The sequence below is a fragment of the methane-oxidizing endosymbiont of Gigantopelta aegis genome (assembly GCF_016097405.1).
Classification (GTDB): domain Bacteria; phylum Pseudomonadota; class Gammaproteobacteria; order Methylococcales; family Methylomonadaceae; genus Methylomarinum.
On record NZ_JAEHGD010000001.1, the window covers coordinates 1,536,798 to 1,560,211 of the forward strand.

The 23,414-nt window shown below is 46.0% G+C and carries 21 protein-coding genes and 1 pseudogene; 14 read left to right on the forward strand and 8 right to left on the reverse strand.

All coding sequences use genetic code 11. The features are described 5' to 3' along the window. The first annotated feature begins 62 nt into the window (after positions 1-62). Genes rnr through JEU20_RS07695 form a run of 4 tightly spaced genes read left to right on the forward strand, consistent with a single transcriptional unit; the run spans position 63 to position 4,698 of the window. Positions 63-2,399, forward strand: a complete 2,337-nt coding sequence (gene rnr / locus JEU20_RS07680) for a ribonuclease R (RefSeq protein ID WP_198244708.1) — start codon at positions 63-65, stop codon at positions 2,397-2,399. Next, positions 2,400-3,140 (forward strand): 23S rRNA (guanosine(2251)-2'-O)-methyltransferase RlmB, encoded by a 741-nt coding sequence (rlmB, locus tag JEU20_RS07685; RefSeq protein ID WP_198244710.1) that lies wholly within the window; start codon positions 2,400-2,402, stop codon positions 3,138-3,140. It abuts the gene before it with no gap. Next, positions 3,140-3,412, forward strand: coding sequence for a c-type cytochrome (locus tag JEU20_RS07690; protein WP_198244712.1), 273 nt, complete (start codon positions 3,140-3,142; stop codon positions 3,410-3,412). The genes rlmB and JEU20_RS07690 overlap by 1 nt, the downstream gene beginning before the upstream one ends. Then, positions 3,409-4,698 carry an NAD(P)/FAD-dependent oxidoreductase gene (locus JEU20_RS07695; protein WP_198244715.1) on the forward strand — a complete coding sequence of 430 codons (1,290 nt, stop codon included), beginning with the start codon at positions 3,409-3,411 and terminating at the stop codon, positions 4,696-4,698. Before JEU20_RS07690 ends, JEU20_RS07695 begins: the two co-directional genes overlap by 4 nt. A gap of 10 nt (positions 4,699-4,708) precedes the next feature. Here JEU20_RS07695 and mutS read toward each other — a convergent pair whose 3' ends face one another. Continuing rightward, positions 4,709-7,285, reverse strand: coding sequence for a DNA mismatch repair protein MutS (gene mutS / locus JEU20_RS07700; RefSeq protein ID WP_245395150.1), 2,577 nt, complete (start codon positions 7,283-7,285; stop codon positions 4,709-4,711). Positions 7,286-7,531: 246 nt separating this feature from the next. Between mutS and infA the strand changes: the two genes are divergently transcribed. Beyond that, positions 7,532-7,750 carry a translation initiation factor IF-1 gene (infA, locus tag JEU20_RS07705; RefSeq protein ID WP_198244717.1) on the forward strand — a complete coding sequence of 73 codons (219 nt, stop codon included), beginning with the start codon at positions 7,532-7,534 and terminating at the stop codon, positions 7,748-7,750. Between the two features lie 143 nt (positions 7,751-7,893). Here the strand turns inward: infA and clpA are convergent, their stop codons facing one another. Together clpA and clpS are read right to left on the reverse strand one after the other, a co-directional pair. Continuing rightward, positions 7,894-10,158 (reverse strand): ATP-dependent Clp protease ATP-binding subunit ClpA, encoded by a 2,265-nt coding sequence (gene clpA / locus JEU20_RS07710; protein ID WP_198244719.1) that lies wholly within the window; start codon positions 10,156-10,158, stop codon positions 7,894-7,896. A 3-nt stretch (positions 10,159-10,161) separates the two neighbouring features. Then, on the reverse strand, positions 10,162-10,485 hold the full coding sequence (clpS, locus tag JEU20_RS07715; protein ID WP_198244721.1) for an ATP-dependent Clp protease adapter ClpS: 324 nt from the start codon (positions 10,483-10,485) through the stop codon (positions 10,162-10,164). Between the two features lie 206 nt (positions 10,486-10,691). Between clpS and JEU20_RS07720 the strand changes: the two genes are divergently transcribed. The 6 genes from JEU20_RS07720 to JEU20_RS07745 all read left to right on the forward strand — a co-directional run bounded on the left by JEU20_RS07720 (position 10,692) and on the right by JEU20_RS07745 (position 16,309). After that, a complete protein-coding gene (locus JEU20_RS07720; protein WP_198244723.1) occupies positions 10,692-11,144 on the forward strand; it encodes an NUDIX hydrolase in 453 nt (150 codons plus the stop codon). After that, complete coding sequence (mnmA, locus tag JEU20_RS07725) at positions 11,141-12,229, forward strand: tRNA 2-thiouridine(34) synthase MnmA (RefSeq protein ID WP_198244725.1); 1,089 nt, start codon at positions 11,141-11,143, stop codon at positions 12,227-12,229. The genes JEU20_RS07720 and mnmA overlap by 4 nt, the downstream gene beginning before the upstream one ends. Before the next feature lie 28 nt (positions 12,230-12,257). Then, positions 12,258-13,625, forward strand: coding sequence for an adenylosuccinate lyase (gene purB / locus JEU20_RS07730; RefSeq protein ID WP_198244727.1), 1,368 nt, complete (start codon positions 12,258-12,260; stop codon positions 13,623-13,625). Beyond that, the gene (gene pncC / locus JEU20_RS07735) at positions 13,618-14,109 is read left to right on the forward strand and encodes a nicotinamide-nucleotide amidase (RefSeq protein WP_198245950.1); all 492 of its coding nucleotides are present in this window, start codon (positions 13,618-13,620) and stop codon (positions 14,107-14,109) included. Before purB ends, pncC begins: the two co-directional genes overlap by 8 nt. A 560-nt stretch (positions 14,110-14,669) precedes the next feature. Continuing rightward, on the forward strand, positions 14,670-15,380 hold the full coding sequence (locus JEU20_RS07740; RefSeq protein WP_198244729.1) for a DUF434 domain-containing protein: 711 nt from the start codon (positions 14,670-14,672) through the stop codon (positions 15,378-15,380). Continuing rightward, entirely contained in the window at positions 15,377-16,309 is a 933-nt protein-coding gene (locus JEU20_RS07745) for a histone deacetylase family protein (RefSeq protein WP_198244731.1), read from the forward strand. The genes JEU20_RS07740 and JEU20_RS07745 overlap by 4 nt, the downstream gene beginning before the upstream one ends. A 99-nt stretch (positions 16,310-16,408) precedes the next feature. On the opposite strand, the gene JEU20_RS07750 is transcribed toward JEU20_RS07745, so the two are convergent. Next, positions 16,409-17,434 carry a zinc-dependent alcohol dehydrogenase family protein gene (locus tag JEU20_RS07750; RefSeq protein ID WP_198244733.1) on the reverse strand — a complete coding sequence of 342 codons (1,026 nt, stop codon included), beginning with the start codon at positions 17,432-17,434 and terminating at the stop codon, positions 16,409-16,411. Between the two features lie 192 nt (positions 17,435-17,626). On the opposite strand from JEU20_RS07750, the gene JEU20_RS07755 reads away from it, so the two are divergent. Then, the gene (locus tag JEU20_RS07755) at positions 17,627-18,304 is read left to right on the forward strand and encodes a protein-L-isoaspartate(D-aspartate) O-methyltransferase (RefSeq protein WP_198244735.1); all 678 of its coding nucleotides are present in this window, start codon (positions 17,627-17,629) and stop codon (positions 18,302-18,304) included. A gap of 181 nt (positions 18,305-18,485) precedes the next feature. On the opposite strand, the gene merA is transcribed toward JEU20_RS07755, so the two are convergent. Next, positions 18,486-20,168, reverse strand: coding sequence for a mercury(II) reductase (merA, locus tag JEU20_RS07760; RefSeq protein WP_198244737.1), 1,683 nt, complete (start codon positions 20,166-20,168; stop codon positions 18,486-18,488). 2 nt (positions 20,169-20,170) lie between these two features. Continuing rightward, positions 20,171-20,888 (reverse strand): annotated as a pseudogene (locus JEU20_RS15605) (mercuric transporter MerT family protein). A gap of 83 nt (positions 20,889-20,971) precedes the next feature. Here JEU20_RS15605 and merR point away from each other — a divergent pair. Next, positions 20,972-21,370, forward strand: coding sequence for a mercury resistance transcriptional regulator MerR (merR, locus tag JEU20_RS07775; protein ID WP_198244743.1), 399 nt, complete (start codon positions 20,972-20,974; stop codon positions 21,368-21,370). A 15-nt stretch (positions 21,371-21,385) separates the two neighbouring features. After that, entirely contained in the window at positions 21,386-21,895 is a 510-nt protein-coding gene (locus JEU20_RS07780; RefSeq protein WP_198244745.1) for a SixA phosphatase family protein, read from the forward strand. 33 nt (positions 21,896-21,928) lie between these two features. Here JEU20_RS07780 and JEU20_RS07785 read toward each other — a convergent pair whose 3' ends face one another. Both JEU20_RS07785 and JEU20_RS07790 read right to left on the reverse strand, forming a co-directional pair. Further along, positions 21,929-22,534, reverse strand: a complete 606-nt coding sequence (locus tag JEU20_RS07785; protein ID WP_198244747.1) for a hypothetical protein — start codon at positions 22,532-22,534, stop codon at positions 21,929-21,931. Next, entirely contained in the window at positions 22,524-23,192 is a 669-nt protein-coding gene (locus tag JEU20_RS07790) for a Bax inhibitor-1/YccA family protein (RefSeq protein ID WP_198244749.1), read from the reverse strand. The genes JEU20_RS07785 and JEU20_RS07790 overlap by 11 nt, the downstream gene beginning before the upstream one ends. Positions 23,193-23,414: the final 222 nt, after the last annotated feature.

Here is a 23,414-nt window from a genome sequence, read left to right on the forward strand (position 1 = left end):
TGAACAGATTTTAACCAATTCGTGTAAGAATATTAAAAGAAACAAGAGTTTGGAACCTATCAATGAATGATAAAAAGAACAATCAGGGAACTGATAAGAATTATAAAGACCCGTATTTTGAGCGGGAAGCAAAAAAGTATGATAAGCCAATTCCCAGTCGGGAGTTGATTTTGCAGCTGATTCAAGAAGCCGGAAGGCCTTTGCGGCGGGATCAGATTGCACAGAAACTTGGGCTTGAAAGCGATGAGGAACGGGAAGCCTTACGTCGGCGTTTGCGAGCCATGGAGCGCGATGGACAACTGGTGTTCAATCGACGCCAAAAATATTGCCTGGTCAATAACCGAGATTTAATTACAGGCCGTATCATTGCGCATCCAGATGGCTTCGGTTTTTTAAAGCCGGATGATGGCTCTGATGATTTATTTATGTCGCCTCGGGAAATGCGATCTTTAATGCATAATGATCGTGTCGTGGCTCGAATTCAAGGGGTTGACCGTCGCGGACGCCGTGAGGGTGGTCTGGTTGATATTTTGGAGCGCGGAACCCGGCAGATTGTCGGGCGTTTGTTTAGTGAGCACGGGGTAATGTTTGTTGTCTCGGAAAACAAACGCATGACACAAGATGTTTTGATTCCGCCTGATGCTTTAAATGGTGCTAAAAAAGGCCAGATTGTCGTTGTTGAGATTGTTGAATATCCAACCCAGCGTAGTCAAGCTGTTGGCAAGATTGTCGAAATACTGGGCGAGCATATGGCGCCGGGTATGGAAATTGATGTGGCGATTCATAATTATGAATTACCGCATGTGTGGCCGGAAGCGGTCGAAAATGAAATAGCAAAATTGTCGCCTGAGGTCGCTGAAGCTGACAAACAGGGGCGGACAGATATACGTCATTTACCCTTAGTGACGATTGATGGTGAAGATGCACGTGATTTTGATGATGCCGTTTATTGTCAGAAAACCCCTAAAGGCTGGAAGTTATTGGTGGCGATTGCTGATGTATCGCATTATGTGAACATCAATACGGCACTGGATGAGGAAGCCAAAAAACGCAGTACCTCGGTTTATTTTCCAGAGCAGGTTATTCCCATGCTGCCGGAAATTCTGTCTAATGGCTTATGCTCCTTAAATCCGCATGTTGACCGTTTGTGTATGGTTTGTGAAATGCAGATCAATGAAGAAGGACGCGTCATTCGATCACGGTTTTATGATGCGGTGATGCAATCGCATGCGCGGTTGACCTATGATGAAGTCGCTAAAATGCTGGTCACGGGAAATAAGCGATTACAGAAAAAACATGCCGCGTTAATGCCGCATTTAGAACAGCTCTATGCTTTGTATAAGGTCTTGCGTACACAGCGGGAACGGCGTGGGGCAATGGACTTTGACACTCAGGAAACACGGATTATTTTTGGCCAGGATCGGAAAATTGAAAAAATTGTGCCGGTTGAACGCAATGATGCGCATAAGCTGATTGAAGAGTGTATGATCACGGCCAATACTACGGCAGCACGTTATTTAAACCGGAAGAAAATTCCTCGCTTGTTGCGGGTTCATGAGCCGCCGACACAGGAAAAAATACAGGCATTACGCGAATTTTTAGGCGGCTTGGGGTTGCATCTAGGGGGAGGTGATAAACCAAGCCCTCTGGACTTTATGCAGTTGCTTGAGTCAGTAAAGGGGCGGGATGATGCGCACCTGATTCAGACCGTATTATTGCGTACCATGTCGCAAGCGGTGTATAGCCCTGAAAATAAAGGCCATTTTGGGTTGGCTCTGGATACTTATACACATTTTACCTCACCGATTCGGCGTTATCCGGATTTATTGGTGCATAGAGGTATCCGGCATTGTTTGCAGGGCAAAAAACCGGAGACTTTTTTCTATGGTTTTCCTGATATGGCGGTATTGGGTGAACATTGCTCGGCGAATGAGCGGCGGGCGGACGAAGCAACCCGCGATGTCGAGAGTTGGTTGAAATGTGAATATATGCAAGATAAAGTCGGTGAGGTGTTTACCGGCTTGATTACCGCAGTGACCGGATTTGGTTTTTTTGTCGAACTAAAAGATATTTTTGTCGAAGGTCTGGTTCATATTTCAAGCTTACCGCAGGATTATTTCCATTTTGATGCACCGAATCATCAATTGCTCGGTGAACGTACCGGTATTCGCTTCCGGTTAGGCGATGTGGTAAACGTCAAGGTTGTACAGGTCAGCCTGGACGAGAAGAAAATTGATTTTGAATTGGTTGGCGTTGCCAAAAAGCGGCGTAGCAAGGCGCAAACCAAGCCTGAAAAGAGAGCTAAACATCTGGCTAAAAAAGCCTCAAAAGCGAAAAAATCACAGAAAAATACGAAAACCGTCGATAAGAAAAAACACTCCAGGAAGAAAAGGCGCTAAATGAGTCAGGCAAAAGTTTTTGGTATTCATGCTGCACAAGCAGCCTTAGATTATTCGGCCGATAAAATCAAACGCGCCTGGGTGGATCATCAACGCCAGGATAAGCGCTTGATGCCGTTGCTAGAGGCATTGAATAAATATCAGATTCCGGTGGTTAAAGCCGATCGCAAAAAACTGGATGGTTTGGCGGAAGGAAAAAATCACCAAGGCATCATTCTTGACATTCAATTACCTGGCGTACGCACTGAAGCCGATTTAAAATCGGCTGTGCAAAGCCTGGATACGCCAGCCTTTTTTTTGGTGCTGGATCAGGTGCAGGACCCTCACAATCTCGGCGCCTGTCTGCGTACCGCTGATGCCGTGGGAGCCGATGGTATTATTATTCCAAAAGATAATTCGGTTGGGATTACCTCGACGGTGTGCAAAGTGGCCAGTGGCGCAGCAGAAACAGTGCCTGTCTATCAGGTGGTGAATCTGGCGCGCACCCTGCGTTGGTTGAAGCAGCAACAGATTTGGATTTTTGGTAGCTCGGGAGACTCAGAACAATCGGTATTTGCAGCAGATTTAACACTACCTTTGGCTTTGATCATGGGCACTGAAGGGACAGGGATGCGGCAATTGACGGCTAGGCAATGTGATTTTCGGGTGAAAATCCCGATGCAGGGTACAGTTGAGAGCCTGAATGTGTCGGTGGCAGCCGGTATCATGATGTATGAAGTCAGAAGGCAACGCGGGATGTGATGAAACGGCTGCTAATTTATGTTGTGTTGAGTGTAATGATCAAGCCGGTTATGGCGGATGTGGATAGTCGCTTGATACAGATGAATTGTCAGATATGCCATAGCGGGGGCACTACACGTTTGGCCCAATTTAAAGGTTTGCCGGAAACCGAGCGGGTAATCGTTTTGCGTGATTTTAAAACCGGCAAACGTCCGTCTTTGGTGATGGGGCGTTTGCTTAAAGGTTTGAGTGATCGCGAGATTGAGCAATTGGCAAAGCGGATAGATTTATGATCGACCGGCGCAGATTTTTGCATTTGAGTGGTGCGGCGTGTTTGGCGTCAATGACAGGTTGTGGTGCTACACGCCTCGCCTCACCTTATTCGGCGCATGTCGTTGTGATTGGTGGTGGATTTGCCGGGGCGACAGCGGCCAAAACTCTGCGTTTACTTAATCCACATCTTAAAGTCACTTTAGTTGAAGCGAATGCGTATTATATGACCTGTCCAACCAGTAATTGGGTGTTGGCCGGCATTAAATCAATTCGGGATTTGCGTTTTGACTACCGTGCATTAAGCCAAAATTATGGGGTCAATATGATCATCGACAGAGTCACCGCTGTTGATGCTGCGCAGAAAACGGTGATATTGCAACGCGGAGACTGTTTGCACTATGATCGGCTGATTATGGCGCCAGGGATTGATTTTGTGTGGGATGATATTGCAGGCTATGATGCCGAAATCGCCCAGCGTGTCCCACATGCCTGGCAGGCCGGGCCACAAACGCGCTTACTTTGGAGACAATTGCAAGCGATGCCGGATAATGGACTTATTGTATTGCTGGCGCCGCCGAATCCCTTTCGTTGCCCACCGGGGCCGTATGAGCGTGCTAGTCTGATGGCCTATTATTGTCAGCGTTATAAGCCTAAAGCCAAGATTCTGATTCTCGATCAGAAACGCAGCTTCTCCAAACAGAGCCTGTTTATTCAAGGCTGGCGTAGATTGTATGGTTATGGTGCAGATAACGGCCGGATCGAATGGCAGTCGATAACAGATAACCCGGTGGTTGCCTTAATGCCTAAAAATACCCTGGAAACTGATTTCGGTGACCGCTTCACGGCCGATGTGTTAAATATTATTCCGCGCCAAAAAGCTGGAAAAATTGCACAGTTAACCGGGCTTGCTGATGACAGTGGCTGGTGTCCTGTGACGCCTTTAAGCGCAGAATCAACCCGTATTCCCGGTATTCATGTGATTGGCGATGCCGCCACTTATGCCGGGATTCCGAAATCTGCCTTCGCCGCTAATTCCGAAGCGAAAGCTTGTGCTATGGCCGTCGTCGCCTTATTAAATGATGAGCTACCGCAGGCACCATTATGGATGAATACCTGTTTCAGTCTACTATCGCCAAGTCAGGCCATTTCAGTCAGCATGGTGTATAAACTCAATAGTGCACAACAGATCGAGAAGGTGAAAGGCGCCGGTGGGGTATCGGTAAAAACCGATACGGCATCATTACAACATGAGTCTGAATTTGCGCGTCACTGGTATCAAAGCATTACTCGGGATACCTTTTCCTGAGCCTTATCAACTATTCAGAGCGGGTCTCATTCGCCAGTGATTTTAATTGATACAGGAGATCCAATGCATCGCGCGGGCTTATATTATCTGGCTCGATATCTTGCAACAGACCGATTGCCGGGTGAAACTCCTGGCCGGAAAATAAATCCAGTTGATGTGAGCCGGCGTCGCTCTGTTGATTCAGATAGGATTGGTGTTCAAGCTGTTGCAGTTTTTCACGCGCTTTATGAATGACAACCTGTGGGACACCTGCTAATGCGGCCACTTGTAAGCCATAGCTTTGACTAGCCGGGCCATCTTTAACCGCATGCAAAAAAATAATTTTGTCGCCATGCTCAACAGCATCTAAATGCACATTATGAATGGCGGAATGCTCCTCACTCAGTAACGTCAATTCAAAATAATGGGTAGCGAATAAGGTAAAGGCTTTGGTTTTTCGTACCAGATAATCGGCACAGGCCCAGGCTAGCGACAAGCCATCAAAGGTACTGGTGCCACGGCCGACTTCATCCATTAACACCAGACTGTTGCGGGTTGCATTTTGTAGAATATTGGCGGTTTCCGACATTTCCACCATAAATGTCGAACGGCCGCTGGCCAGGTCGTCGGACGCACCGATACGGGTGAATATCTTGTCAATTGGCCCGCACACCACGGATTTCGCTGGTGCATAGCAGCCACTGTGTATCATCAATACAATTAAGGCCGACTGCCGCATATAGGTGGATTTACCACCCATATTCGGGCCGGTAATCATTAGCATTTTACGTTGATTGGAAAATGAGAGATCGTTGGCGACAAAGGGAATATCAGAAACCTGCTCGACCACCAGATGACGTCCGGCTTCGATTTCAATGCCAGCCTTATCGGTCAATTGTGGTTGACACAAGTTTAAAGTTTCGGCGCGTTCGGCGAAATTACTCAAGACATCCAATTCAGACAGTGCATCGGCGCAGCGCTGAAAATCGATAACCGATTCGGCCAATTTTTCCAACAATTGCTCATAAAGATTTTTTTCAAAAGCCAATGCTTTCTCACGCGCGCTCAACACCTTATCTTCAAAGGCTTTTAATTCTTCGGTGATGTAGCGTTCGGCATTTTTCAGGGTTTGTTTGCGGGTGTAATGCGGTGGCGCTTTGTCAGAATGCAATTTTGACATTTCGATATAGTAGCCATGCACCCGATTATATTTGACTTTTAAGGTCGTAATGCCGGTGCTTTCGCGTTCGCGCTGTTCCATTTCCAGCAAAAATTGATCGGCATTCTGACTGAGGTTGCGCAGCTCATCGAGTTCTGGATGGAAGCCCGGTGCAATCACGCCGCCATCCCGAATCAGAACCGGTGGATTATCAACGATGGCCGATTCAAGCTCGGCCACCCATTCAGGCTGCTCGCGCAATTGTTGCGCCAGTTGTTTTAAATGAGGATTATCGATTTTCGATAATGCCTGCTGCAATGCCGGCAGTGCAGCCAATGTCGTTTTCAGGCTGATTAAATCGCGTGGGCGTGCCGTTTTTAACGCGATACGCGCAGAAATACGTTCGATATCACCGGTTTGCCGCAGAATATCTTGAATCACCAGGTAGTGTTGTTGTGATAATAATGATTCAACACAACTAAAGCGCTGATTTAAAATGTCCTGATTGCGTAAAGGCCGGTTGAGCCAGCGGCGTAGACAACGGCTGCCCATTGCCGTACTGGTTTTATCGAGTACACCCAGCAGGGTAAATTCCAGATTGCCGCTGGGGTGATTGTCCAGCTCAAGATTGCGGCGGCTGGCGGCATCGAGCAGAATGCAGTCGCTATGATGTTCAACAGAAATCCCTTGAATGTGGGGCAGGGCGGTTTGCTGAGTGTCTTTGATATATTGCAACAAGCAACCGGCTGCACCGATGGCAATGTTTAAGCTTTCACAACCAAAGCCTTTTAAATCATGCACATTAAATTGTTTCAGAATCAGCGCAGTCGCTGAGTCAGTATCAAAATGCCAATGCGGACGTTGACATAGCCCCGTGCGTTTTTTGAGAAATTCCGGTACCGGAATTTCTTCAGAATACAATATTTCAGCGGGATCAAGCCGCTGAATTTCAGCCATCAACAAGGTTTCGTTCTCGACTTCTTGCAGGGTAAGCTTGCCACAGCTCAGGTTCAGCCAGGCCAGGCCGTAGCTGTTTTGTTGTTGATGGAAGGCTAATAAAAGAGTGTCTTTGCGGTCTTCTAGCAATGCCTCGTCGGTGACGGTCGCCGGCGTGATAATCCTGACGACTTTACGCTCGACAGGGCCTTTGCTGGTCGCAGGATCGCCGATTTGTTCACACATTACCACCGATTCGCCCTGTTTGAGCAGGCGGGCAATATAGCCTTCGGCAGCATGATACGGAATACCGGCCATCGGAATGGGTTCACCCGCAGACTGGCCGCGACGGGTTAAGGTAATATCAAGAAGTTGCGCGGCCTTTTTGGCATCATCAAAAAACAATTCATAGAAATCCCCCATCCGATAGAACACCAGATTATCCGGATGTTGGGCTTTGATGCGCAGGTATTGCTGCATCATCGGGGTGTGTTGGTTTTTTGATGGTTTCATTGAGTAGTGCGTGATTTATGTTTGTAAGATGAAAAAAGGGCAAATTTTAGCAAAATAGTGAGAGTCTGGCGCAAATATACGCCTCGTCGTATATGGATGCAGCTTGACAGTGGTTCATTGTTTATCGAGGGTAAGGGAAAAGGGAGAATGTCAGAGAAATGTCATGTGTGGAGAGTATAATGTCCCTATATTCAACTTGCTAAGTGAATATGATAGAATTCACATATTTTTAAACGAGGTACAGCAATGGCGAAAGAAGACCAAATTGAAATGGAAGGGAAAGTGATTGATACGCTTCCTAACACGATGTTCCGGGTGGAACTGGAAAACGGACATGTAATTACCGCACATATTTCCGGTAAAATGCGAAAGCATTATATCCGTATTTTAACGGGGGACAAGGTCAAGGTTGAGATGACGCCTTATGATTTGACCAAAGGCAGGATTACCTTCCGCATGCGCTAATAATGCCCTGGGCATAAAGCACATGCGGTGATAAAGGCCTGACACGGCACCATTTTTGCACTGACGGGGAAAGTTACAATATTTCCTTTGTTTGTCAGATAAGTTTTAGTGATCATCAATCGAAAATAAAAATAGATGCTGCGTTAGTTTATTGGCATCAGGTCTTTGTTATCGATTGAAAAGGCCAAATCATCATTGTTAACGGTAACCTGGACGTGCCCGCCTTTGGCCAGTTTTCCGAACAGTAGTTCATTGGCTAATGGCTTTTTGATTTTTTCCTGAATCAGGCGACTCATGGGTCTTGCACCCATTTTAGGGTCGCAGCCATGTTCGGCCAGCCATAATCTGGCGTCTTGATCCAGGCTTAAGGTGACATTCTTTTCGGCCAATACGGCTTCCAGTTCAAAAATAAATTTGTCGACAACCTGACCGACGATTGAAATATCTAACGGCTTGAATTGAACGATGGCATCGAGCCGATTACGAAATTCGGGTGAAAAGCTTTTTTCAATCACCTTCATGCTATCGGTCGAATGATCCTGTTGGGTAAAGCCGATAGATGCACGACTGCCTTCTTCGGCGCCGGCATTGGTTGTCATGACTAGAATAATATTACGGAAATCGGCTTTCCGACCGTTGTTGTCGGTTAAGGTGCCGTGATCCATAATTTGTAACAGAAGATTAAATACATCAGGATGCGCTTTTTCCAGCTCATCTAGCAATAACACGGCATGCGGATGTTTGGTTACGGCCTCTGTCAAAAGGCCTCCCTGATCAAAACCGACATAGCCTGGAGGTGCGCCGATCAAGCGGGAAACGGTATGCCGCTCCATGTACTCTGACATATCAAAGCGAATCAGTTCAATGCCTAGGACTTTGGCTAATTGGCGGGTGACTTCAGTTTTACCTACACCTGTTGGTCCTGCAAACAGGAACGAGCCAATGGTCTTGCTGGTGTCGCGTAAGCCTGAGCGGGATAGTTTTACCGCATTAGCCAATTCGGATATGGCTTGATCCTGGCCAAAAACCAGCATTTTGAGATTATTCTCAAGATTCTGCAATTTATCGATTTCGTTGGACGATACCGTTTGTACGGGAACTCGGGCAACTTTGGCGATAACTTCCTCAATATCACGACTGTCGATCACTTTTTTACGCTTTTCCTGTTTAAACAAGCGTTGCCGCGCTCCTGCCTCATCGATAATATCGATGGCTTTGTCGGGTAAGTGACGATCTGTGATGAAGCGCGAAGATAATTCCGCAGCCTGTTTTAAAGCTTCCGCGGTGTAGCTTAAATCATGATGTTCTTCAAAACGCGATTTTAAGCCCTGCAGAATTTTAATGGTGTCTTCAACCGAGGGCTCCAGTACATCAATTTTTTGAAAGCGGCGGGCCAAGGCATGATCTTTTTCAAAAATGCCGCGGTATTCCTGATACGTTGTCGAACCAATGCAGCGCAGCTGGCCGGAGGCGAGAACTGGTTTAATCAGGTTTGACGCATCCATTACGCCACCGGAGGTTGAGCCGGCACCGATAATGGTGTGAATTTCGTCAATAAACAGAATCGAATGAGGTTCTTTTTTGAGTTGATTAACCAGCGCTTTAAGGCGTTTTTCGAAATCGCCGCGGTATTTTGTACCCGCGACCAATGCGCCTAAGTCCAAGGAATAGATGACATTATCCAACAAAATGTCGGGAACATCCTCCTCGACGATGCGCTTGGCCAAGCCTTCGGCAATCGCAGTTTTACCAACGCCCGATTCGCCCACCAGTAATGGGTTATTTTTGCGGCGCCGACATAAAATCTGTATGGTGCGCTCGATTTCCTCTTCACGACCAATTAGCGGGTCGATTTTGCCAGCCAACGCTTCTTCATTCAAGTTAGTGGCATATTTTTCTAATGGGGTTTCCTGAATCGGTTGTGGCGCTGTTTCTGGTTCGGCATGATGGTCAACAAAGTCTTCGTTGTTATCGTCGCTTTTAGCGATACCATGCGCCAGATAATTGACCACATCCAGTCGGGTGATGTTTTGTTTGCCCAATAAATACACAGCATGGGAATCTTGTTCACTGAACAGGGCGACAAATAGATTTGCGCCGGTAACTTCTTTTTTCTCAGAAGCCTGAACATGAAATACGGCGCGTTGCAAAACACGTTGAAAGCCCAATGTGGGCTGAGTTTCCCGATGGACGCCTTCAGGAATTAAAGAGGCGGTTTCATCGATAAACTGATTGAGTTCAGCACGCAAGGTTTTAATATCGCATGCGCAGGCCTTGAGAATAGGTTCAACCGTTTCATTATCCAGCAAGGCCAGGAGTAAATGTTCAACGGTTATAAATTCGTGTCGTTTTTGGTGTGCTGTCGTGAAAGCCGTATTCAGGGTGACTTCCAACTCTTTACTTAACATAATTTAAGCCTCTTCCATTGCGCACATCAAAGGATGATGATGTTCGCGCGAATATTCGTTAACGATATGGACTTTGGTTTCTGCCACATCTTTGCTATAGGTACCACAAACGCCAACACCTTGTGTATGAACTTGTAACATGACCTGGGTGGCTTTTTCTTCGGACATGTGGAAAAAATCAGTCAGGATTTCAACCACAAAGTCCATTGGCGTAAAATCATCGTTTAACAGGATGACCTTATACAGAGGTGGTTTTTTTAGTTCTGGTTTTGCCTCCTGTACAAGCAGACCACTATCGTTATCATGTAAAGGATTCGTGTCGGACATCGTTTTATATCGTCTGATTATTATTACCTAAGTCTTAAAATAGTGCTTTCAGATGAAAATTTCAATCTTTACAAACACAAAAATGACAATTCTTGTAAAATAGTTGTTGTTTAGTGTGTCATTCCAGCTTGTTTTTTGAAATACGCGGCAGGCACAGAATATGACTGTTTTAAATTCAAATCGTTCGCTAAAAAGTGGAGTCAGTTGTGGTTTGGAAGCCTCATGTCACGGTTGCTGCCGTGATTGAACAAAATCAGCGTTTTCTCCTGGTTGAAGAACAAACCTCAAGGGGCTTGGCTTTTAATCAGCCTGCAGGACATCTGGAAAACAATGAAGACTTGCTCGATGCAGTCAAGCGCGAAGTCAAAGAAGAAACCGCTTGGCGCTTTGAGCCAGATTATTTAATCAGTACGCAGTTATGGCGGCGCTCAAGTACAGAGCCTACTTTCTTGCGGTTTTGTTTTGCAGGATATGTTCATTCCCATGATGCCAATCAAGCGCTGGATGATGGTATTTTGGCTGCACACTGGCTGAGTCGTGACGAGATTGCGCAAAAAAATAATTTACGTAGCCCTTTAGTGTTAGAAAGCATTGATGAATATCTGAATGGCGAGCGTTATCCTTTATCAATGCTGAAATCATTTATCGATTTAACATGAGTAAACATATTATTGTCGGCATGTCGGGTGGCGTCGATTCGTCCGTCACAGCTTTGCAATTATTGGAACAGGGTCATCAAGTGACAGGACTGTTCATGAAAAACTGGGAAGAAGATGACGGCACCGAGTATTGTACGGCGATGGAAGACCTAGCCGATGCACAGCAGGTTTGCGATCGTTTGGGCATCCCGCTGAAAACGGTCAATTTCGCCGCAGAATACTGGGATGAGGTGTTTGAAGTCTTTTTATCGGAATTCAAACATGGCCGAACCCCGAATCCGGATATTTTGTGTAACAAACACGTTAAATTCAAAGCCTTTCTGGACTATGCGTTGGAAGACCTGAATGCCGAATATATTGCAACCGGGCATTATGCGCGTGTACGTGAAGTCGATGGGGAATTCCAATTATTGAAGGGCTTAGACCCTGGCAAAGAACAAAGTTATTTTTTGTACGCTCTAGGCCAGAAAGCGTTGTCCAAATCCTGGTTTCCCATTGGCCACTTGCATAAAACCGAAATTCGGAGACTGGCTGATAAAGCCGGTTTTGCCAATGCACGCAAAAAAGACAGCACCGGTATTTGTTTTATCGGTGAACGTAAATTCAAAGAATTTTTACAACGTTATCTGCCAACCCAACCCGGTGATATAAAAACCGATACAGGGCAGGTCATAGGACGTCATCAGGGCTTGATGTATTACACCCTGGGACAACGGCAGGGCTTGGGGATTGGCGGCGTTAAGAATGCGCCGGACGAGCCTTGGTATGTATTGGAAAAAGATTTGGATAATAATGTTTTAATCGTAGGGCAAGGGCATGAACATCCGATGATGATGCACTCCACGCTAGAGGCGATCAAACTGGACTGGTGTAATGACAGACCTTTGACAGAACCGATAAAATGCGCGGCCAAAACACGTTACCGTCAGGCGGATCAAGCCTGTCATGTCGAACCGATTGACGAAGACCGAGTCAAAGTGGTTTTTGACCGGCCGCAAAGAGCAATAACGCCCGGCCAATCTGTGGTTTTTTACCAGAACGAGGTTTGTCTAGGGGGCGGTATTATCGAATGCCGTTACAATTGATATTTATTTTTTTTAGACAGGATAGGATATGACCCACTCGCTTACTGCAATTTCACCCATCGACGGCCGCTATGCCAATAAAGTTGATGCTTTCAGGCCCATTTTTAGTGAATTTGGCCTGATACGCTATCGCGTTGAAGTAGAAGTCCGCTGGCTACAAGCTCTGGCCGATCACCCGCTGTTGATCGAAGTACCGTTTTTATCGGCTGATGCCACTGCCGCACTCAATGATATTGTTCAGCATTTCAGCGAACAGGATGCAGCGCGGGTCAAGGAAATCGAAAAGACGACCAATCATGATGTCAAGGCCGTTGAATATTTTCTGAAAGAAAAAATTACCGGAAATAAAGAGCTGGAAAACATCGCGGAATTTATCCATTTTGCCTGCACATCAGAGGATATTAACAATCTGTCCTATGCCTTGATGCTAAAGCAAGGGCGTGCAGTTTTGTTAAAGCAGATGGATGAGTGTGTTCAGGCGATCAAACAGGTTGCACTGGAGACTGCTGAGCAACCGATGATGTCGCGCACGCATGGACAAACGGCCAGCCCGACCACAACCGGCAAGGAGTTTGCTAATTTCGTCGCACGTTTGGTGCGGCAAAAACGCCAATTTGAACAGGTTGAACTGTTAGGCAAAATCAATGGCGCGGTCGGTAATTACAATGCACATGCTGTGGCTTTCCCTGAAATTGACTGGGCCGAGTTCGCCGAGCGCTTTGTTCGTTCGCTGGGCCTGGATTGGAATCCCTATACTATTCAAATCGAACCGCATGATTATATCGCTGAATATTTTCATGCTTTGTCCCGCTTCAACACCATCTTGCTGGATTTTGACCGCGACATCTGGGGGTATATCTCGCTCGGCTATTTCAAACAAAAAACTATTGCAGGTGAAGTCGGTTCATCCACCATGCCGCATAAGGTCAACCCGATTGATTTTGAAAATTCAGAAGGTAATTTAGGGCTGGCCAATGCCCTGTTTGGTTTTCTAAGCGAAAAACTACCGGTCTCACGTTGGCAACGTGATTTAACCGACTCCACGGTGTTGCGTAATATCGGTGTGGGCATAGCGCACACGAGTATCGCCATTCAATCGACCCTGAAAGGCATTTCCAAACTACAGATTAATCCTGATGTGATTGAACAGGATTTAAACGACAACTGGGAAGTGTTAGCCGAGCCGGTACAAACCGTGATGCGTCGTTATGGCATCGAAAAACCGTATGAAAAACTTAAAGAGCTGACCCGCGGCCAGCGCATTACCGCTGAAGGCATGAAAGCATTCATCGAAAAACTGGATATTCCCGATGCTGCCAAAGCCGTATTACTCAAATTGACGCCACGAGACTATACCGGCTACGCGGCTAAACTTGCCAAAAAAATTGATGAATGAGAGTGCCGTAACACGACAACACATTGAACAACTGGCGCGGCAACTCGGCGAAAAATGCCTGGCTCGCCGTATCGTGCTTGCTACCGCCGAATCCTGTACCGGCGGTGGCATTGCCAGCGCCATCACCGACATTGCCGGCAGTTCGCAATGGTTTGATCGCGGCTTTGTGACCTACAGCAACGCCGCCAAAATGGATATGCTAGGCGTCCGGCAGACAACTTTGGCCCAATTTGGTGCCGTCAGCTTTGAGACTGCTCTGGAAATGGCGACAGGTTGTCTTGAACAGAGTCAGGCCGATATGGCCGTATCGGTCACAGGTATAGCCGGCCCAAGCGGCGGTTCAGAAGAAAAACCCGTCGGTACGGTCTTTTTTGGATTGGCCACAAAAAATAAAACACGCACAAAACATCAACTATTCAGCGGCAACCGCCATCAAGTTCGATTGCAAACCGTTTTTTATGCATTGCAGCTTTTGTATAACTAACTGATGTTACGTGGAACAGCTCATATGCTTTTGTAAGTTTTGATTATTCGTAACTGCTCACCCGGTTGTGTTTTAGCCGGAGTAGGTCATTGATTTATCAGGACACGTGAATACATCCATGTAGTTCTGCATAACATCCCTGTTATGCAAGCCTGATAAATCAACAACCTACACCTGCTTTTTAGAGGGGGGTGAGTAGTTACGATTATTCAATAAATAGTGGTTTTAGGATGGGTGCCACTATATGGTTGCAGCGCAAAAAACCGTTGCTGAGAGGCGATAGCGAACCCCATCGAAATGAGCAATCTAAATGATGGGTTCGCTACCGATCTACCCGGAATACAATTTTTTGTTATAAAATCAATGATTTATATTGTGTTGTGCGTGCAAATAGCTGATTTATATACGCTTGCCAGAGTATTGCTATAGCGTATCAAAAGTATGCAGATTGCGTAACATCAGTGACTAATTGTTTGCGAGAAAATAGGTTTTGACTGTTCTGCAATTTTAGCAAAAAAATACGGATTTTCTCTTAGTCGCAATAGAGCGAGGGATGACTAGTGCTTAAACATCGCGGTTTGGCTCCTGAAGATAAAATATTTTTCGAAGCTGGACGCCTCGAAAAACTTCGCCAAGCGGTAAATGATCTGACTTATTTACTGCGTCGCGGTTATGCGCAAAAAGCCGCCGCGGAACTGGTTGGAAACCACTATCAACTAATGGCGCGCGAGCGCCTTGCTCTTATCCACGCCGCTTGGGAGTGCGAGTCGCGCAGGTCGCCCATAAGGCCTGAAGATCTACAGGGGCGCAAACTCTGCATTGATGGCTTTAATGTACTCATCACGCTTGAAACTGCGTTAGGCGGCGGCATACTGATTCATGCCATCGACGGCTGCTATCGTGACATCGCCAATGTTCATGGTAATTACACTTTTCGTATAGAAACCGAAGAAGCGGTAACATTAGCAGCTAAGGCCATCAAGACGCTTGGCGTGGAAATGGCCACATGGTATTTTGATCGCCCGGTTTCCAACAGTGGATGTGTTACCACATTGATCAACGAAATGGCTCAACGCTTGCAAGCTCCCATGCATGCGGAAACCGCTGATAAAGTTGATGCGCGCCTTAAGGCCTGCACCAATGTCGTCGTTACCGCTGATGCCGCTATTCTCGATAGCGGCGTTGAATGGTTCGATTTAGCGGGGTGGATTATTGAACACCGAATGACGAGCAAAGCGGTCATTATTGATTTATCAAAACAATCGATATGAAAAAAAATGTCGCCTATCTTTACGATCCTGTTTGTCTTGAGCATGATACTGGGCCTTGGCATCCAGAGAAAGCAGAACGACTACGAGCGATTGAACAAACGCTGACAAGCCTCAAATCCCAGCTGGTGCTGTTGCCACCGAGTTGTGTCCCGGAAAAGCTGCTGCTGCAAGTCCATACGCCCAAACATATTGAAACAGTCCGTTTTGCTTGTGACATGGAACGACCGCTAGATGCCGATACCATTTGCGTACGCCGTTCATGGGATGCGGCATTGATAGCGACAGGGGCTGGAATTGTAGGTTTAGATGCGTTAAAAGCAGGGCAGGTTGGCCGTGCTTTCTGTGCCATTCGGCCGCCTGGGCATCATGCGACACGAAATCAGTCAATGGGTTTCTGCCTTTTCAACAATATCGCCGTTGCCGCCCGTTATGCTCAATCGATTGGCTATGAAAAAGTAGCCATCATTGATTTCGATGTGCATCATGGCAATGGTACGCAGGATATTTTTTATGATGATGGTTCGGTGCTTTACCTTTCGACGCATCAGTATCCTGCCTACCCGGGAATGGGCTCGTCGGATGAATGTGGCCGCTGTGAAGGTAAGGGGACAATATTCAATTTTCCCTTTCCACCCGGCAGTGGTGATGCTGAATTGATTCCTGTGTACAGCGAAAATCTACCTCATATTCTGGCTGATTTTGGCCCCGATATTATTCTTGTCTCCGCCGGTTACGACCTCCATGAAGCCGATCCTTTAGCTCAGCTGGAGGTGACATCCGAAGGTGTACGCGCTATTGTTCGGGCGATATTAGATGCCGCCGATGCGCTGCCGACACTATTTTTTCTTGAAGGCGGTTACGATGTAAAGGCGTTGAGTGAATGTGTCTATGCAACAGTGGAAGAAATGATTAAACAGGGCAGCCGATAATTTTGTTGAACTATCTTTCAGCACACCAACAGTTTTAGTCCAATATCGATAGTTCAACTTTCTGTGTCAGCGATGTTGATCGGCGCTTCAGGTTTATTTTTAATCTATTTTTAAGACCTTGGCGCCGCGGATTTTTCCGGTCTTTAATTCCAGCAATGCGGTATTAGCCTGTTCCAGTGAGAATATTTGAATTTCGGGTTTAAGTTTCATTTCAGTGGCAAGCGCCAGAAATTCGCTGACGTCACTTCGGGTAATGTTTGCGACACTCTTAATTTCTTTCTCTTGCCAAAGATGCAGCGGATAATCCAGTTCCAGCAAGCTGTTTTTGCTGCCTTCCTTGCGAATGGCATTGATTACCAATCGGCCACCGGGCTCCAGATTAGCTAATGCCCCAATAATGGGTGGCCATACGGGCGTGGTGTCAATAATACACTCCAGCTTGTTCGGTGCCCGCTCTGTCGTTTCGCCACTCCAGACAGCACCCAGCTCCAGAGCAAATGCGCGTTCTTTTTGATTACGGGCAAAAACATAAATTTCAGAGTTCGGGTAGAGATATTTGGCCATTTTTAAAACGATATGTCCTGATGCGCCAAAGCCCGTCAGACCAAGACGCTGCCCATCCTGCAAGCCGGTTAAATGTAAGGACCGATAACCAATAGCGCCAGCACACAATAAGGGCGCCGCTTCTTCATCGGAGAAAAACTCAGGAATAGGATAAGCAAAGTCTGCGGCAACAACCATAAATTGTGCGTAGCCACCATTTGCATCACGCCCAGTTGCTTGAAATGAAGAACATAGATTTTCATGACCGGACAGACAGAATTTACAGCTTCCGCACGCCAAATAAATCCAAGCAACGCCAACCCGGTCACCTGTTTTAAAAGAACGTACATTATGGCCAATTGCTTCAACCCAGCCAATCACCTGGTGTCCTGGAATTATCGGTAAATGTGGTGGCGGTGTTCGCCCCTCGATTTCATCTAACTCGGTATGGCAGACGCCGCAGGCTGAGACTTTCAATAAAATTTCATCTGCAGCAGGAACCGGAATATCAATCTCTGTCAGTTCCAGCGGGTTTGAGTTTTCTTGAAGACTGCATATCTTTTTCAAAACCATTGCTTTCATTGTTTCGCCTCTTTTTGAATAATTGAAACCACGCTCTCATATTAACTGGCAATTTTCTTGTAGGCATCAATAAAGCAATGAATGGTTAAATACCAGTAATTATGAGGGAATTCAAGTTAAAATGTGTCGAAGATACCGGTGAACTATTTAAGGCTTCAGTTTATTTAGGTTGGTAACAATGGAGAATAGCATATGAATGCATTGCAGCGCATGATTAAAGATATTGAACAGGAGGCCAGATTGACGCGTCACCTTACCGGTAAAGAGGCTTTAGATCCCCGAGTCATCGCGGCAATGAGACAGGTTCCAAGGCATGCATTTGTTCCTGAAGACCTGACTTATCTTGCATATGAGAATGGTCCGATTCCTATCGGTGCGGGGCAAACTATTTCTCAGCCTTATATTGTCGCTCTGATGACTGATCTACTGAAGACCCGACCGACTGATCGTATATTGGAAATTGGAACCGGATCCGGTTATCAGGCCGCCGTTTTGTCACAGCTAGTACAAAAAGTTTATAGTATTGAAATCATCGAAAGCCTGGCTGAAAAGGCGCGCAGCCGGCTTAGTAAACTGGGTTATGATAATGTTGAGATTCGTACAGGTGATGGTTATTTCGGTTGGCCAGAGCATGCGCCTTATGATGGCGTTATCGTGACGGCGGCGGCACCTTATATTCCTCCGGCATTGATCGAACAATTGAAAAACAGTGGCAGACTGGTGATTCCGGTTGGTTTGCCGTATGGCTATCAGGAATTGAAAGTGATCGAAAAAACAGACGATGGAGAGCTCAAAACTCAAACCATTCTGAGTGTCAGCTTTGTCCCTCTCACCGGCAAACACGACCTAGATTTAACTGACTACACCTGAATAGTGCTCGTCATGTAAGAATAATGACACTATCAAAGATTTAATGCCTCTTTTATCAAGATAGATTTCCCTTCGATAAAATGAAATTCTAAAAGAATTCTCGAGGAGGTCTGAGGATAAGAATCAGTCTATTTCGAAATGACAAAGGAAGAAGACTTCAGTGAGGCTGCACTATATCTCTCTATCCCGCACAACACGACAGTTCTTTGACATTTTTGTTGAAGGTTTGAGCGCATAATTTTATGCCTTCTACCATGGTGAGATAAGGGAATAATTTAGCGGCTAGGTCTTCGACGGTCATGTTGTTGTGTATCGCTAAAACGGCTGTCTGGATCATTTCTCCTGCCTCTGCAGCGACAATTTGAGTGCCGATCAATTGTCGGGTGTGTTTATTGATAACCAGTTTGATAAAGCCTCGACTATCAAAATTAGCCAGGGCGCGGGGCACGTTATCTAAGGTTAAGACACGGCTTTCGGTTTCGATTCGTTGGTATTGGGCCTCGGCTTCGGTGAGTCCTGCCGTAGCCATCTGTGGGTCGGTGAACATGACGGTAGGCATGGTAGATAAGTCGATTTCAGCATGGCCACCTGTCATATTGATACCGGCACGGGTGCCGGCGGCAGCGGCGACATAGACAAATTGTGGCAGGTTTGAGCAATCGCCGGCAGCGTAAATATCTGCGATATTAGTTTGCAGTCGGCTATTGACCAAAATTGCGCCATTTTGGGCCGTTTTGACGCCGATTTGTTGTAGGTTCAAATTTGCCGTATTAGGCGTTCGTCCTGTCGCTACTAATAATCGGTCACTGTGTATCTCGCCGTGTGATGTCTTGATGGCGAATTTGGCGCCGCGGATAAAATGCTTGTGGTAATGAACGGATTCCGTTTGTGTGTGGTTTAGAATAATCATGCCTTCTTGTTTAAAGGCTTGTTCTAGTGCTTGGCCAATTTCAGGGTCTTCGCGGTACATCAGTGTGTGACGGGCCAACACAATGACCTGGCTGCCGAGTCTTTGATAGGCTTGGGCAAGTTCTAGTGCTACGATGGATGAACCTAATACGGCTAATGTTTCTGGAATCTCGGGTGATTCTAATGCTTCAGTTGATGTCCAGTAAGGGGTTTCGGCTAAGCCTGGTATGTTTGGAATATGTGGGGCCGAGCCGGTCGCAATCAGGATCTTATTAGCAGTGATTTCCTCATGGCCGGCATCGTTTTCGATAATCAGAGTATGTACATCTTTAAACCGGGCTTCGCCTTGTTTTAGCCGGATATTCGGGTTGTTTTGCAGAATATTTTCATATTTTGCGGCACGAAGTTCATCAACACGCTCTTGTTGCTGTTGTAATAACAGTTTACGGTTAATGACAGGCTTTTGTTTTTTGATGCCTGGGAAAGGGTGGTTTTTTTGCAGGTGGGCAATATGCGCTGCTCGAATCATGATTTTGGAGGGAACACAGCCAATATTGACACAGGTGCCACCAATAATTGGTTTTTTCTCAATCAACGTGACTTCAGCGCCATTTTCAACGGCTTTTAATGCACAGGCAAAGGCGGCAGAGCCGGTGCCGATGATGGCGATATGTTGCGCTTTTTGTTGAGCATTGTTGCTGTTGCAGCAGGATGTGTTTTTTGAGGTTGATTGTGTTGCGGTATCATCTAACACCTCAACCTGATAGCCATGTGTCTGAATCATGTCGATCAGTTGTTTGAGGCTATAGTCTGAAGCCGGAAAATTGAGTTCAGCGCGGCCATTATCGTAACTGACCTTAATATTGACGCCAGCGAGCGCATTCAAATCCTTTTCAATACTGCTGGCACAGCTTGAACATGTCATGCCGGTGATTTTAAGTGTTTTCTGTATCATTTTTAGTGTGTTTTATTGGTATGAACGGAAGCCGGGTAGCCCACGTTTGTGGTGGCCTTGATAAGTTCTTGAACGCTTGTGCGTTTGGGCTCAAACTGAATCGTGACCGTTTTTTTATTAAAATCGACCGTGGCATTTTTAACACCGGCGACTTTTTCAAGCGCTTTGCGAATAGTGATTTTACACATGGCGCAGGTCATGTTTTGAACATCCAGCGTGACGCTTTTCAGTTGTTGTGTGACTTGACTGGTGGCGCTTATGGCGTTGGTGAACAGGGCTGAACTGATTAACAGGGTTGAGATTAAAAGGGTGTTTTTTGTAAACATCGTGTGTGACTCCTTATAAGAAATAGGGGGCATACCAGGGAAAAGCCAGCAGTGAAAGAATAGCGATTGATCCAATCCAGAATAAAATACGCTGGCGCCGCTGAATATCAGGCAATGTGCAAGATGCGCCATCTTGACAGCTCTCTTCATCAAGATACAGTTTGTTAAAGCCCATCCAGATAAATAATAAGGTCAAGAAAAAGAAAAAAGGCCGGATGTTTTCCATCGAGGTCAGGGTGCTCATCCAGGCGCCTCCAATCCCTAACGACATCAGTAACAACGGGCCGACGCAGCAGGCCGATGCGCCGATGGCTGCAAGAACGGCGCCGACACTCAGCCAGGTGGTGGATTTATCCCGGGTATTTTCCGATTTTTCGTGTGGTTTTGATGGCATAGCATTTTCCTCCTATTCATTTTAAATATAGTGTAAACTCTGGTCTATAGAACAGAGTCAAGTGTTTTTTAGGTATTTATGATATGGCGTATACCATTGGCAAATTAGCTAAAGCGGCGGGCGTTACGTTGGAAACGATTCGCTATTATCAGCGTAAAGGGCTGATCGAAGAGCCCGTAAAACCGCTGCAAGGCTATCGGCATTATTCAGAGCAAACAGTTCAGCGCTTACACTTTATTAAACGGGCGCAGCAACTAGGTTTTACCTTGAAAGAAATCAATGAATTGCTGTTTTTGGATAGTGGGCATTGTGATGATGTCAGGCAGCTTGCGGAGCAGAAGTTGCAGCAGATTGAGGCACAAATCAATAGCCTGACAGCGTTGCATGGTGCGTTGCAAGATATGGTGAGTGGTTGCGGTCGGGCTAAAGCAGATAATCGCTGCTCTGTGATTGATGCATTATCGCAAAATGGCGAAAAATAATTGAATTGATCAGCGTTGGGGCTGAACGGGGTTAAAATGCTAAGAACACTCATTATTGCAAGACATGCGAAAGCTAAAAGGGGGCTTGCGTATCAGAATGATTTTAAACGGCCATTGTCATCGAAAGGAAAGACTGATGCATTATTGATCGGGACATCATTAAAGAAAAAGGGGCTTATTCCTGACCTTGTGATAAGTTCGGCGGCTAAACGGGCTAAAAAGACGGCAAAAAGAGCAATTACCGCGATGGTGTATCCGGGCGATCTTGTCCTTAAGCGAGATTTGTATTTATCAGGCTGTAAAGCCTACCTGAAAACAATAAAAGCGCTTGATGATGAAATAACATCCGTTATGCTCGTGGGTCATAATCCTGATTTAGAGGAACTGGTTTATGAGCTGACCGAGGAAGATGTGATGATTCCGACAGCGGGTGTTGTCTGTATTGAAATAGATTTAGCGCATTGGAAAGACATAAAAAATGCCCACGGTCGGATAACGGACTATTTGGGGAGACTGAGCGAATAACGCACTCCAAACAACAGTGTGAGTGAGGCGTTGTCAGATCTTGCGCTGATCTGGCGGTAGAGGTGTAGGCTCAGTCGGTTTGGGCTGTAAGAATTTTTTCAGGTTTTGATTAAATTGTTCAAGTTGTTTTTGCAGTTGCTGACCTAAAGATTCGGCTTCGTGTTGAAACCGTGGAATGATTTCTTGTTCCAGTTGCTGATTGAGTTGTTCGCCCAGAATGTCCAGGTTTTTTAACAGATTCTCAAATACATCACCAGAAAAGCTACGCAAGGTTCGGCTGGCATCGACTTTCCAGGCATGATTTTCAAACACCAGATACGTTGTGACAATTTTCTTTTTGTCGTTATATTGAAGGATGGTTTCAACCCGGGCATGGGGTTTTTCGATGATTATTTTGCCCGTTGATATTTGTGCGCCAGACAAATCCTGATCTAATGGTGTAAGTGTATCGCTGTCAGCTTGTCGTACAAAGCGCTTTGCTCGATCAAGGTCATGCTTGATCATAGCTTGCCAGAAGGCGGCCGTAACTTGCTCGGGTTGTTTTGGCGTTTGACAGCCTGATATTAGGCTGGTGAGCAATAAAAAAAATCCGGCCAATAAAGCCGGATTTTTGCTTACGCCATAAAGATCAGTCTTCACCGGCAAATACACCCAAAAGCTGTAATAAGCTCAGGAACAGGTTGTAGATTGAAACATACAGCGAAACAGTTGCCATAATGTAGTTGGTTTCACCACCATGAATAATGGCGCTGGTTTCATACAGAATCATACCTGACATCAGTAGGATAAACATGGCAGAAACAGCCAGCGACAAGGCCGGGATATTGAAAAATAATGCCCCTAAGCTGGCCAGAAAAGCGACCAGAATACCGATCATCAAAAAACCACCGATAAAACTGAAATCTTTTTTCGATGTCAGGGCATAGCCGGACAAGCCTAAGAAGATGACACCGGTACCGCCTAAAGCGGTCATAACCAGTTCATGGCCATTGCTGAAGGCATTGAGGTACATATTTATAATCGGCCCTAAGGTCATGCCCATGAAGCCGGTCAGCATGAAAACAAAAAGGATACCCAATGCGCTGTTGCGGAATTTTGTGGTTAAAAACAACAAACCAAAATAACCGACAAAGGTAATCAGCATACCGGGGTGGGGTAGATTTAGCATCATTGAAACACCTGCCATTGCCGCACTGAATAACAGTGTGAGTGACAATAGAAAATAGGTGTTTCTAAGCACACGGTTGGTCGCCAGGACGCTTTGTGTGGATCGTGATGTTACAGTGTTTACTCTCATTGCTTTACCTTTAAAGTGTTTACATGCGGATAAGACTTGATAATCTTACAAGAGTTTCATTATTTTTGTAATAGCTGGATCAAGTATTTTCAAAACTGCCCGCCTCGAATTTAACCCAGCCTTGCCATTGTAGTACCATACGACAACTTATGTTATTGGCAAGGCCGATTAAGATTATGTGCGGAGCAATCTTACAAAAAAGGCTGCTGGACGACTTTACAT